The organism is Argonema galeatum A003/A1, from assembly GCF_023333595.1.
GTDB classification, from domain to species: Bacteria; Cyanobacteriota; Cyanobacteriia; order Cyanobacteriales; family Aerosakkonemataceae; genus Argonema; species Argonema galeatum.
On sequence record NZ_JAIQZM010000006.1, the window covers coordinates 1 to 12,693 of the forward strand.

Annotated in this window: 12 protein-coding genes; 3 read left to right on the forward strand and 9 right to left on the reverse strand. The window is 45.3% G+C overall.

Annotated elements, in window-relative coordinates:
- Positions 1-82 precede the first annotated feature (82 nt).
- On the reverse strand, positions 83-1,867 hold the full coding sequence (locus tag LAY41_RS08485) for an Rqc2 family fibronectin-binding protein (protein ID WP_249096357.1): 1,785 nt from the start codon (positions 1,865-1,867) through the stop codon (positions 83-85).
- 116 nt (positions 1,868-1,983) lie between these two features.
- The gene (locus LAY41_RS08490) at positions 1,984-2,727 is read right to left on the reverse strand and encodes a choice-of-anchor W domain-containing protein (protein WP_249096359.1); all 744 of its coding nucleotides are present in this window, start codon (positions 2,725-2,727) and stop codon (positions 1,984-1,986) included.
- Positions 2,728-3,201: 474 nt separating this feature from the next.
- On the opposite strand from LAY41_RS08490, the gene remA reads away from it, so the two are divergent.
- Together remA and gmk are read left to right on the forward strand one after the other, a co-directional pair.
- Positions 3,202-3,468, forward strand: coding sequence for an extracellular matrix/biofilm regulator RemA (remA, locus tag LAY41_RS08495; RefSeq protein ID WP_249096362.1), 267 nt, complete (start codon positions 3,202-3,204; stop codon positions 3,466-3,468).
- Between the two features lie 76 nt (positions 3,469-3,544).
- Positions 3,545-4,102 (forward strand): guanylate kinase, encoded by a 558-nt coding sequence (gmk, locus tag LAY41_RS08500; protein WP_249096862.1) that lies wholly within the window; start codon positions 3,545-3,547, stop codon positions 4,100-4,102.
- Between the two features lie 188 nt (positions 4,103-4,290).
- On the opposite strand, the gene LAY41_RS08505 is transcribed toward gmk, so the two are convergent.
- The 3 genes from LAY41_RS08505 to LAY41_RS08515 all read right to left on the reverse strand — a co-directional run bounded on the left by LAY41_RS08505 (position 4,291) and on the right by LAY41_RS08515 (position 6,121).
- The gene (locus tag LAY41_RS08505; RefSeq protein ID WP_249096364.1) at positions 4,291-5,082 is read right to left on the reverse strand and encodes a Uma2 family endonuclease; all 792 of its coding nucleotides are present in this window, start codon (positions 5,080-5,082) and stop codon (positions 4,291-4,293) included.
- Positions 5,083-5,462: 380 nt separating this feature from the next.
- Positions 5,463-5,591 carry a photosystem I reaction center subunit IX gene (psaJ, locus tag LAY41_RS08510; protein ID WP_249096366.1) on the reverse strand — a complete coding sequence of 43 codons (129 nt, stop codon included), beginning with the start codon at positions 5,589-5,591 and terminating at the stop codon, positions 5,463-5,465.
- A 35-nt stretch (positions 5,592-5,626) separates the two neighbouring features.
- Positions 5,627-6,121, reverse strand: a complete 495-nt coding sequence (locus LAY41_RS08515) for a Photosystem I reaction center subunit III (RefSeq protein WP_249096368.1) — start codon at positions 6,119-6,121, stop codon at positions 5,627-5,629.
- A gap of 135 nt (positions 6,122-6,256) precedes the next feature.
- On the opposite strand from LAY41_RS08515, the gene tsaD reads away from it, so the two are divergent.
- Positions 6,257-7,300, forward strand: coding sequence for a tRNA (adenosine(37)-N6)-threonylcarbamoyltransferase complex transferase subunit TsaD (gene tsaD, locus LAY41_RS08520; RefSeq protein WP_249096369.1), 1,044 nt, complete (start codon positions 6,257-6,259; stop codon positions 7,298-7,300).
- Between the two features lie 120 nt (positions 7,301-7,420).
- On the opposite strand, the gene LAY41_RS08525 is transcribed toward tsaD, so the two are convergent.
- From LAY41_RS08525 to LAY41_RS08540, 4 genes are all read right to left on the reverse strand, one after another.
- Entirely contained in the window at positions 7,421-8,095 is a 675-nt protein-coding gene (locus LAY41_RS08525) for a Uma2 family endonuclease (RefSeq protein ID WP_249096370.1), read from the reverse strand.
- 180 nt (positions 8,096-8,275) lie between these two features.
- The gene (locus tag LAY41_RS08530) at positions 8,276-10,504 is read right to left on the reverse strand and encodes a pentapeptide repeat-containing protein (protein ID WP_249096371.1); all 2,229 of its coding nucleotides are present in this window, start codon (positions 10,502-10,504) and stop codon (positions 8,276-8,278) included.
- A 445-nt stretch (positions 10,505-10,949) separates the two neighbouring features.
- The gene (locus tag LAY41_RS08535) at positions 10,950-11,600 is read right to left on the reverse strand and encodes a carbonic anhydrase (protein WP_249096372.1); all 651 of its coding nucleotides are present in this window, start codon (positions 11,598-11,600) and stop codon (positions 10,950-10,952) included.
- A gap of 681 nt (positions 11,601-12,281) precedes the next feature.
- Positions 12,282-12,641, reverse strand: coding sequence for a hypothetical protein (locus LAY41_RS08540; RefSeq protein WP_249096373.1), 360 nt, complete (start codon positions 12,639-12,641; stop codon positions 12,282-12,284).
- Positions 12,642-12,693 lie beyond the last annotated feature (52 nt).

Below are 12,693 nucleotides of genomic sequence, written 5' to 3' on the forward strand. Positions count from 1 at the left end.
TCTGCCCCTCTGCCCCTCTGCCCCTCTGCCCCTCTGCCCCTCTGCCCCTCTGCCCCTCTGCCCCTCTGCCCCTCTGCGGCCTTTATAGATATTCTTTGAGCGGGAAAGGATTAGCTTGCTGAGGACGCCCCCAAACAATGCGCTCTAGCTTGTAGATGGCTACACCAGGTTTTGCACCCTTGGGCTTATAGACGTGCTTGGGTTCGGTGTAGACAACGGGAACTTGGTCACTCTGTCGCGATCGGCTATAGTAGGCAGCAAGGTTCGCCGTAAACTGCAAATCGACTTCATCAGGTGCAGCCCCAGGCTCCAAACGCAATAGTACATGAGAACCAGGAATTTCTTGGGTGTGGAACCAAAGGTCGTAATCTCCAGCTATCCGAAAAGTCAGCTGGTCATTTTGCCGATTATTGCGACCAATCAGTAATTCAAAACCGCTGGGAGTGCGGAAACGATAGAAATTTATACTTGATGCTTCCTGTTTTGGAGGGTGGGAATCTTGCTTGCCCCCTCTCGACCCCTGCCCCACAGACGCCACATAAGCTGGTTCAAGATATCGCTGTCCAATCAGTTCTTCGCGTATTTCTTCTAGGGTTTGTAAATCTTCTGAACTGGTGTATATTTCTAGTTGGGATACTGTTGCTTCTACCTGTTCTAAATAGTAAATTTCTGCTTTCACTTCCGCTAATAATGGCTCAACGGCATTCCGAGCGCGTTTTAGTTTTTGATGACGTTTGTAAAGAGCTTGGGCATTTAGGACAGCATTTTTTTCTGGGTTTAAGGCAATAGTAATAGGATTGCCATTCTCAAAGTCAGCGAGGATAATTGATTTCATCCCCGGTGACCATAACTGGAGATTCGCCATCAGCAAGTCTGCTTGTTGTCGCTGTTGATCGGCATCGTCAGATTGCTGCAACTTTTGTTCAAAAGTGTTAGCCTTAAGCCGCAATTTTCCGAGAATACTGTTGAGTTTTTGACTGAGTTGATGACGTAGCTGAGAAAATTCTTGTTGATTTAGGTGTTGAGTGTAGTAGCGATCGAGCAAAGTATGAATATCTTTAGCTGGCCCGATCGCACCCCAACCGAGTACAGTATATCCTGCCGATGTCCAAGCGGGTTGAAATTGGTAATTCTCTAAAGCTTGCAGCCATTCTTGCCATCGGCTAAATAACTTCTGCCAATCTGATTCTGTCAAAGTTTCGGTAGATCGAGCGGGGTCAAGATCGGCTGCTTGTACGATCGATTGTACCAGTGCCGAACTTAGACCGCGATAATTTTTGAGCAGACAGCGCCCTATTTTCCCCGGTACGAGACTAACTCGTTCTTGCCAGCGCTGTTGGGATTCACTCAGACTGGGAATTGGATCGGTAAGGACTGGAGGAATTTCGTAAGGTTGTCCGGTTTGGATGGGACGGACACTAGATTGTTGCTGGCTGACTTGATGGGCGGCGGTAATGATTAGGTTGTTGGCATCAGCTAAGATGACATTGCTGTATTTGCCCATGATTTCGACGTACAGGTGCCAGAGAGGGGATTCTCCGGGACGCCTGCCAAACTGGAGGTCTAAAACGCGCTCCCAAGGTGCGATCGCTTCTATTGATATTAGCGCCAAACCGCCCAATTGGTGCCGCAGCTGTTGGCTAAAGGTAAATGTATCTGGGGCTTTCGGTGGCGGATCGCCAATGTAAAGGCGTGCAGCTTGGGGATGCCAGGAAATTGTCAGCCAACCCCGTTTGTTCATTGTTCGCAGCGCGATCGCAATGGTAAAGCGATCGCGCTGATAAACCTGTTCGAGGCGCGATGGTAGCCAGTTTGCTCGCAAATCACAGCAAGCAGCTGTCAGTGTAGTGAAATCAACAGGTTGCACGAACTAAAGCTTTTTTTGAGTTAAATCTAGATCCTTAGTGTACTTCTATCTTTATCAATCTATAAAAAATAGGGTGGTATTAGCCACCCTATTGAAGATTAACCATGAGTCAAAAGCTATTCCTTGACTGCTTTTTGCTGTTTTTTGGAACCAAGTGCTAACAAACCAGTCAGCGCGATCGCACCCACAGTACCAGGCTCAGGTACGCTTTGAGTCTGTGGTGTTGTGCCAACCTTGATTTGATATGCAAGTTGAGAATTCTTGGGATTATTACCCGTCCAGCTCATCATGGACTTACCCGTGAGCGTGAAGGGCGCAGATATACCGGCGAGCTGGACATAATCTACATCAGAGCCGGTGCCTGTAACTGAAGAAGAGAGACTACTAATTCCCACTCCGTTAAAAACCAGGTCGCTCAACCCCATTGTGCTACCATTTATCCCCTTCGTGGTGTCTCCACCCGCACGAGTGCGGAGGAAAATGTCAGTCGCAAGGCCATTAAAAGCAGAGCTGCTGAGCAGCTGACCATCAACGGTATATTTTACCAAACTTCCCGTATATTCCAGGACGAAATCAACTAGCCCACCATTTCCCCAAGTACGATCGCCTATTGCTACAGGCGCACCTGTATCTGTATTGATACCTAACTCTCGCTCTGCGGTGCTTGTACTGTTGTTGCCAATTCGACTCTCCGCAACGAACAGTTCTGTAAATAACCCATCAGTACGCATTTGGTTAAATTGCGTATCAGTAAAACCCGTGCGATCCACGAGGTTGAAAGCGTTGGCTGCTGTGGGTACAGAGAACGTTCCCAGTGCTACTGCTACTACTGCGAATAATGTTTTGCGTATATGGCTCATACTTTTTACCCCTAAACTCTCTATCAACTATTTCCTGACTCTTTACTGACTCTGGGTTAAGTAAGGCGCATCCGTTACGGAATTTTTTTTGCCTGACTCATTCCCCTTTCCCTCTTGTTCCAGAGTAAAGGAGTCATTATGGCTTCGTCTATTCAGGAGTAGCCAATTTTACTGAATCTTTATGTTATGGCTAAGTTAATTAAAGTTCCGACCAAGATTTATGCTATGGGTTCCCCTTTGCCTATTTCCCGGCTGCGATCGGCCCTGAATTTAGCTGTTCTGTCTTTTGCGGTAGCTAAATCGCCTCACTTTTATATCTTTTGATTGATGTCAAATTCAAAAAAAGGTTAAAAACAGAAAATATCAGCCAAAAATAAGAGCAATCGTGCATTTTAGCCTTGTAAGTCCAAATTTTTAGAATTACCATTGAAAATATATTACTAGCTCCACATATCGCTAAGCCGTTAGTTTGTCATGGACATTCAGTTAATCAACATTGGTTTTGGCAACATCGTTTCTGCAAGTCGGGTGATTGCTATTGTCAGCCCGGAGTCTGCCCCCATCAAGCGTATCATTACCGACGCTAGGGATAGAGGCCAGCTGGTTGACGCAACTTACGGGCGTCGCACGAGAGCCGTCATCATTACCGATTCTAGCCACGTAATTCTCTCAGCGATTCAGCCGGAAACGGTTGCCAATCGCTTTATGATTAGTAAAGAGGGAGCTGCCAGCGAGCATTGAACCCGTTCATTTAGGATTTGGGATTTTGGACTTAAACCAATCTAAAATCTAAAATCTAAAATCTAAAATGAATATCATGCAAAAAGGCAGACTCATCGTTTTTACGGGGCCAAGTGGGGTAGGTAAGGGTACTTTATTGCGATCGCTCCTCAAGCACCATCCAGAACTGGAGCTTTCTGTCTCCGTGACTACCCGCGCCCCCCGTCCGGGCGAAATTCACGGCCAGCATTATTATTTCGTCAGCATCGAAGAGTTCGAGCAAATGGCGAAGGATGGGGAACTGCTGGAGTGGGCTGAATTTGCCGGTAACTATTACGGTACGCCCCGACTAGCAGTAGAAAAGTTAATTTCTCAGGGTAAGTGCATCATATTAGAAATCGAACTCGAAGGAGCCAGACAAATTCGAGAGACATTTCCCACCGCGCTGCGTCTATTTATTTTGCCCCCTTCCCTATGCGAATTAGAGCATCGAATTCGCAATCGGGGTACAGAGTCGGAGGACTCAATTACTCGTCGCCTCCGTCGTGCAAAAGAGGAAATAGAAGCAGCTAATGAATTTGATATTCAAATTGTCAATGACGATTTGGAATCTGCTCTCAAAAATCTCGAAGCGGCACTTTTCGTCCGGTGCTAATTTCGGATTTTACGGAATCTGCAACGATTACCCCTCTTATCTTGACCTGCTGTAGAGACGTTTCATGAAACGTCTCTACAATGTTCTAGCGCAAAATTAAAAAGGGGGTAATCAACGCGGATTCTGTATTAATGCGATCGTGCTTCGCCCCTAAACAGTTTCTCTCCCAAAAATATCCCCATAGCTCATCACCCTTCCGGTTCAATTCCCATCGCTCTCAACTGCGCCGCCAACCGTTCTGCTCGTTGATGTTCCTGTTCTACCTGTAATTCTGCTCGTTCTGCTCGTTGACGTTCCTGTTCAGTTGTCTCCCATCCCGTCAACAACAAATTCCCCTGATTATCCCACCATCTCAACCAAGGTAATTCCGCATTCTGATACTGACCTTGCCAAATTCCCAACTCAACACCCAAAGGTGAAATTGGATAGTGACCACGCTCATTTGCTGGCAATAACTGATACTGACCAGCCACTAAGTAATACATTTCTACACTAGCTTTACTTACTTCATAAATCCCATAAAACGCCGGTCGAATCACCTGTTCGTAAATCCAAAATTTCCCAGGTTTCTCCTTTCCTTCTTCCACACGAGATAGAGGCGTTTTATCTCTCTCTTCCGTTCCATCTCCCGATACAAATTCCAGCACAATCAACGGTGGAATCAATTCTTGCCACAAAACATAAGAACGCCGGAATTGACCATCTAACATTGGTGGTACATTTGGCACATAATACCAATCTGGTGATTCTGCACCCCGTTCTAGAGGTTCAGTCAATCGCCAATATATCCCGCAATCTTGACCGATACAATATTGTGCGTCGGGATGAATGTTTTCCAGTACGGGTTCAATAGAATCAGTTAACAGAATACTTTGGGGATGTTCCTGAAAATTCTTCACGAAAGTACCGTCTGATTCTGGTAGTTGGCTATGGTCAGGTAATGCTGTTATTACTGTTGGTTGCTCAATACTTAGAGTCATAGTACCAGTTTTACAGTAAAGTATCACTCTTAATTATATTGAATTGAGAGTTCTGGCGCAAAATTAAAAGCCTAACCCTTTTTTTACCCGACGACTAAAGTCGCGGCTACACAAACAAAGCCCGCCTGCGCGGGCTTCAAGAAAAAGGGGGTAGTTAACCCGGATTTGGTATATCAACTGCCAAAATATCCAAATACAAAACTCGCGACACACCTACAGGACGCTAAAGAAACGCCTATACACGATCGCGAGTTTCAAGCATCGCTCTCATTGTCAAAGGGGTTTGCTAGTTTCGGAAGAAGCTACCGCAAAATACAAAAACTAGCATACCCCTTTGGATCAAACCCACTCTTTAAATCAGTAAGCCGAAAGGCAAACTTTTACGGCATCGGGTGGAAAAGCAGGTCGGGGAAAAAGCGGTTAAATTCGATCAAAATTCCCGCAGTAATGGTCATCCAAACAGCGGCAAGAACTGGTGCGGTGGAAAGATACTTCAGGAAGTATTGCATGAGCGAAGATTCTCCAAAAATAAGGTGTAGATAACCTAGCGCGGTGAAACTGGGATTTCTTCTTCCTTGGCAAACATTTCACCAGTGGTGAATTCTTTCAAGGCTAAGAGAGGCCACATCGGCCCAGTCAGCATTTTGGAAACGGCCAGAGGAACATCGATGATGATTTCTTTTTCTTCTGGGGATTTGTCTTTCTTGATGGCTTGCAGGTAGGAACGACCGACCCAGCCAATCCAACCAGCGATATAAAGGAACAGAATGCTAGGAATCAGAAAGTCGCCAGCACGGTTTAAACGGCCATCTACGAGCAAATGGGGTAATCCTTCTGGGCCGCAGAGTGCCTGGGAATAACGCGCAAATCGTTTTGCGCCTGATTGGGGATCGTCAGTGGTATTACGCGCACTTTTGACCCGTTGCTGGAAAGCGGGTGAGTCTTTGCAAGGTACAAGGCTAGCAACGTCAGCAGACGCTGCGGGGACAAATGTGAACCAGAGGCCGACTACGAGAATCAGAGCGAACAATCGTCGCATGGATTGTTTCCTTTTGTTACAAAACAATAACTTTTCCCTACAAGAAGTTGAAGTTGTTTGTACATTCAAGGTGGCTGAACTACAAAACAGCCTCTCTTGCGGGGAAAGCACATTGATTTTTTAAAGTACCAGTGAATGGCGACAGTTTTAGCGATTGAAACAAGTTGTGACGAAACTGCGGTAGCAATTGTTAAGAACCGTGAAGTTTTAAGTAGTACGATCGCTTCTCAAATCCCCATCCATCGGCAATATGGCGGCGTTGTACCGGAGGTGGCTTCCCGCCAGCACGTCGAAACGATTAACGATGGGATAGCCGAAGCTTTTCAGGAAGCTGGGATAGGCTGGGCTGAGATTGATGGGATTGGGGCTACCTGCGCCCCAGGTTTGGTAGGAGCCTTGTTGGTAGGGTTAAGTGCGGCTAAAACCCTCGCCATAGTCCACCAGAAGCCTTTTATCGGGGTTCACCACCTGGAAGGTCATATTTACGCTTCTTACCTCCTAGCGCCCGATTTAGAGCCGCCTTTTCTTTGCCTGCTGGTTTCCGGTGGTCACACGAGCTTGATTTATGTGAAAGATTGTGGTATATACGAAACTTTGGGAGAAACTCGCGATGATGCGGCGGGTGAAGCTTTCGATAAGGTGGCGCGGTTGTTACAACTGAGTTATCCTGGTGGCCCAATGATTGACAAGTTGGCGCGTGAAGGTAATCCAAAGGCTTTTCCTCTACCGGAGGGTAAAATTTCTCTCCCTAGTGGCGGTTATCATCCCTACGATTCAAGTTTTAGCGGTTTAAAGACGGCGGTGCTGCGATTGGTGAAGAAATTGGAGCAGTCGGGAGAAAAACCTCTGCCGGTAAATGATATTGCGGCTAGCTTCCAGGATACTGTGGCCCGATCGCTCACACGAAAGACAATTGCCTGCGCCCTTGACTACGGACTAAGTACGATCGCAGTTGGCGGTGGGGTAGCAGCTAACAGCGGACTGCGCCAACACCTGCAAACAGCCGCAGAATCTCATAATTTGCGGGTAATCTTCCCCAGTCTTAAATTTTGTACTGATAACGCCGCGATGATTGCTTGTGCTGGTGCGGATCACCTGGAGCGGGGCCATACATCGTCTTTGACTTTAGGAGTGCGATCGCGCCTTGCGATTACGGATGTGATGCAGCTTTATAGCTAGGGACTAGGGACTAGGGGAAGAAGTGTTTAGAATCCGCCAACGTTTCAGGAATTCAGAATGTCTTAACTGCCAAGGCGGTTGCTAGGGTTTCTAGGGTCTACTTCATCCGACTGAAACCCGCTATAATTCATCTGGATTAATTCCCATTTCCCGCAACCGTTCTGCTAAAAGTTGCGATCGGCGTTTCTCTTGCTGTAAAGCTTCTTCTGCTTGTGACCGTCGTCTTTCAATCTCCAAATAAGTTGAAAATCCTTCACCATCTGGGCGATAAATCTGTAATTTATCCCCCGACAAATCGAACCGGATATCTAACCTTGGACTCACCCAATTAGCCATTAAAGCGATCGTATCTAATCCATCTTCACCCCGCAACCAACCCCGCAACTCATTAAGATCGGGATTGTAAATATAATATTCTTCTACTCCGTGACGATCGTAGAATATTAATTTTCGTTCCATTTCATCACGGGAATTGCTGGGAGACAGAATTTGAAACACAACTTGAGGAGATATATTCTCCTCTTCCCACTGCTTATAGGATAGACGTTTACCCTTGGGTCTACCCAATACTACCATCACATCGGGAGCATTCACAATCTTGGGTTTTCCTTCTACCGGATACCAGAATAAATCTCCGGCGACAAATACATTTTCGTCATCAGCAAACAGCCATTCTAAATTCTGCTTAATGACCACAATCCAGTCAAATTGTTCTGTATTATTGGCCATTGGTTTTCCGTCACAGTCGGGGTAAATAATTTCTGTTTGAGTTGTTGATTGCAGTTGAGTAACCATAATTGTAATGGGCCGATCGCAGTGATATCTATAATACTAGCTTGACAATAGAAAGTTTGGCCTAATTAATAGGTACGTTGTTGCGCTTTAGCGCTATCTTAAAGAGCGCTGAAGCGCAACAACGTACCAAATATTTAACTATGACTAATCGACCGGACATGATCTGAGATCTCCAATCTGTTATAAAACAAAAATCGATGTAATTAATGGTAACAACTTATTCCAAGATTCCACAAAAGTTGCAGCAAGAGGTAGTCCGGTAACTATTCCTTTTAGCATCGTAATTGCATTATCTGCGATATCTTTCTTATCCTCATCTTTGGGATTTTGACCCGCTTCTGCTAAGGCTTTCACCTGTTTTAATACCTTAGCTTTGTCCTTATCTGATAAATTGGTGTCAGATTCAATTGCTGATTGTAACTGCTTTAACAAGTCTGCCAACTTTGGCGCTTCTGGGGTGTTTGAATTTTCAAGTTCACCGATGCTAACAGTGACAGTCCCGCTAATGTCACCGCCTGCAACTCCGGTCATTTCTTTACCGGCGACACCGCTATTGTCGCCTCCTGCTAAACCTGCAACATCGCCGCCAACGTTGCTAATGTTGAAACTGCTACTTTTGTCTGACATGGTATCTCCTTGATTTTGATGAGTAGAAAAATTAGGTGAAATATTAATATTCGGCTCCGGGGTTTTATGCTTTACTTCTATTAATCCACTTAGCCATCTAATCGTTGATTCTCTTTCTATTAATAATGCTCTAATCGCTTCTGGTGGTAAAGATTGAAGATAACCTAAATTATCTGAGTAACTAACACTTAAAACAGCATGGTCAGCTTGGGCTGCGGTTTCTGCTTTTAGAATTAGTTTATCCTTATTTTTGCCTTTTTTCTCGATTGATACCAATTCTATATCTGCATCAGAATGATCATCAATTAGCTGTTGAAAAGCTAGTGCTATCAATCGAGGGTCAGTAGGTTTATTGTGGTAAAGGTTAAGCGTTTGGCGCATTGGCGCAATGAAATCAGTAAAATCACCGTCTTTAAAAAATACATCCCAATTTGCAGGCTGGCGGCGTGGGTTGGAGTCGCGTCTTTCTTCGGGTGGTAGAGTGATAAAATCAGGGCGCTTATCTGGTGGTAAACGCATGAAGATAAAATCGCATTTCACGCCATCAATTTTTGTTTCGGTAGTGATATTCCATCCTTCAATATAAGCGCCTGTGAGATTAGCACCAGTTAAATCTGTTAAGTCTAAAAGAGTATGTACTAATTTAGCATCGGAAAGGTTTGCATCCTGCAAGCAAGCTTCTTGTAGGTTAGCTTCAATAAAACTTGCTCCAATTAAGTTAGCTCCTTTTAAGTTAATTCCTTGCAAATTCAAACGCTCAAAATTTTTGTCTTTTCCTTGTCCTTTTATCACAACATCTCGCACTTGGGGGATTTTTAAATAAGTTTCTCCAGGTCGAGCAAAATCTAATTTTTCAACATTTTTAAAACAGGTACGAGTAAGAATAGCATCTCTGAAGTCAGTATTTTTAAGAGTGGCTTTGGTGAAATCAGTATCGGTTAAATTGGCATAGCGAAAATTAGTACCTCCCGTAGCAGCAAAAGCGATCGCAATTGCGCGAATCCAAGCATATCTGGAATCTCCTTTAATCGCACGCCAACCGAGATAACTATACAACAGTATCGATATGCTGGCGATGGCGATGGCGATGGCGCTGGCGATGGCGATGGCGATGGCGCTGGCGATGGCGCTGGCGCTGGCGAAGGCGAAGGCGCTGGCGATGGCGAAGGCGCTGGCGATGGCGCTGGCGAAGGCGATGGCAATGGAGAAGGCGAAGGCGATGGCGATGGAGAAGGCGCTGGCGATGGCGCTGGCGATGGCGCTGGCGATGGCGATGGCGATGGCGATGGCGAAGGCGAAGGCGATGGCGATGGCGATGGCGCTGGCGATGGCGCTGGCGATGGTGATGGCGCTGGCGAAGGCGATGGCGGTGGCGGTGGCGATGGCGATGGCGCTGGAGTTAATTCCTCGATAAATTAAGAATAAATTAAAAGCTAAAAATACGATTAGACTTACCCAGCCGATAATAGCGTCTTCCAGTTTTGGCTGGGTTATGTATGACAGAAAAACACCTAATATTCCTGTCAAGAAACTCGATATTACTAACAGCACTAAACAACCAAACAACAGCGCAATTACCCATCGCTTCGGTAATCCAGCTTTCGCCGCCAAAAACTTAGCACCAGTCAGGTTAGCCTTACTAAAATTAGTCCCCCTGATATCAGCTTCCGAAAAATCTGCACCGGATAAATCTTTACCCTTAAAAGACAAACATCGGAGATTTTCACCGCGAAAATCTCGTCTCCCCTCTCCATAGCGCTGCAATACTTCACTCGCTTTCATAACGACAAAGAATAATAGTAATTTCTTTCGCCACTATATCCGGCTGTTCTAACATAGAAAGATGTCCGCTGTCTAGAATTTCAATAAAATTATTAGGATTTGCGCGATTGACATGATGGTAGGGTGGGTCAGAGGCCCAAATACTGATTCGATCGCCTTATAACTTCCTCTGACGCACCCTACAATTTGATTTACACCTATTTTAGGTAATAACGCAAGTTGCTAGTTATATAGTTGAGGCTGATATTAGGTACGTTGTTGCGCTTTAGCGCTCTTATCCCAGTTGTAATAAGAGCGCTAAAGCGCAACAACATACCCAGAAAGCAAGTAACTAGCAACTTGAGTTAATAGAAATACACAGAAACCAAGTTTCTTCAAGAATACCCTCGCTATTTTTTTGTAGGTTGGGTTGAGTGATACGAAACCCAACCTACAAATCTGAAAGTTACCTTAGCAACAAAGTATGAGGCGCAGGGCAACTGGGGTAGAAGTACCAGCCTTCGGTTGAAACTTTTAGATCTTTAATCAGACCTGAATACAGGTCGAGTACCCAGCCATGAACTTGGGGTGCGCGTTGTTCTCGCAAGGCATTTCGCATAATTGAGGTTTGGTAGAGATTTTTGACTTGAACCTCCACATTCAACTCCGCTAGGCGATTCAGTTTGGCTTGGCGGCTAGGCAATTTGTCAATTTCTTCTTTCTTTTGCAGGTAAAGTTCGCGAATGGGGTTGACCCAAGTATCTACAAGTCCTGTCGCCGTTCCTTCAAAGGCAGCTTGAATCCCACCGCAATAGTAATGACCGCAGACAATAACGTGCTGAACATGAAGGTGGACGATCGCATATTCCAGCACAGACAAAAAGTTAATATCTGTTAGACAGACTTGATTGGCGATATTCCGGTGGACAAACATTTCACCCGGTTCGGTTTGCGTAAATCTTGTCAGGGGCAAGCGGCTGTCTGAACACCCAATATAGAGATAGGGTGGCTTTTGTCCAGTCGATAGGTTCTCGAAGTAATTGGGGTCAACTTGCTGCTGTTGAGCAACCCACGCTTGGTTATTGTGTAATATATCCGCAATACTGCTATAATTCATCTTTCTTCCCCCGTGGAGACCCCCACCATAGCTGTAAAGAGCTTGGTGGTGGGAGGAAACGGGGGGCATGGTCTATGCTGCATAACATATTTCTTGTAGAGAGTAGAAAACCTTTGCGCCCCAAAAGCGGTAGTTCTTTCTGGCATCCCCTGCTGGCATTACAGGATTGAGGCTACCGAGATTGTTCTGGAAAGACCCGCCTCGGTGGGGCGTTTAAGAAAGGGGATTTCTCCCTCTCCCATTACTGGGGTAATGTTCGCCTTGACAAAGTTAGTGGTCGGTACTATCTTTCGTAGCACTGGCTTAACCCTCTAAACCTGTTTAACCACTTGGTTCTAGAGCTACAGACTGGCGTCGCATCCGTAGGTAGGAGCTTGAACGCTTGCCACTAACGTAGGTATTGCTACCTGAGTCTGGTCAACTAGGACTATCTTTCAAGCCCCCGTTATAGTCGGTACTCCGATTTAACGGTGGGTTGTTGACGGTTCGTCGATATTCAAATTTACAGATGGCCAATTAAATCTCAATCTGTAAACCAATTATGACTCTAAAGACACGATACAGACTGTGTACTAGAATACCTAACTTCTGATTAAGGTTGGATTACAGTTTTTAGAGACGTTTCCTGAAACGTCTCTACAGCCGATTGAGATGACCCCTGCCCCCTCTTTTCCCCAACTCCTAACAAACAAGTTTATTACCAAGAACAAGTTCGTGAGTTCTTTGAGCGAGTTTATCCAAATTCAACTGATTATTTGGATCTAGAAGATTTTCCTTCTCCAAAAACTCCAAAATAGTCGAAGATAGTAGCAATTCCATGTCCTTGGCTCGACCACTCAGAAATTTATGAGTTTCTACATCTTCAGGGAAGCGTTCGATGCACTCGTTCGTATAATGCCAAAACGATCTAACCTCTTGTAGGAGCCGAATCAAGTAGCTGGGACATTCACAAGCAATCACCTGAATTGACTCGGAAATCGCCACCAGTTGCTCGTCAGAAAGCTCTAAGGAAATTTGAATTGTGCGATTGGAATTCATCATGTTTAACGAATAGGTAAAGTTTTCATTTTTTAATCGCTTTAAAAGCATTAAG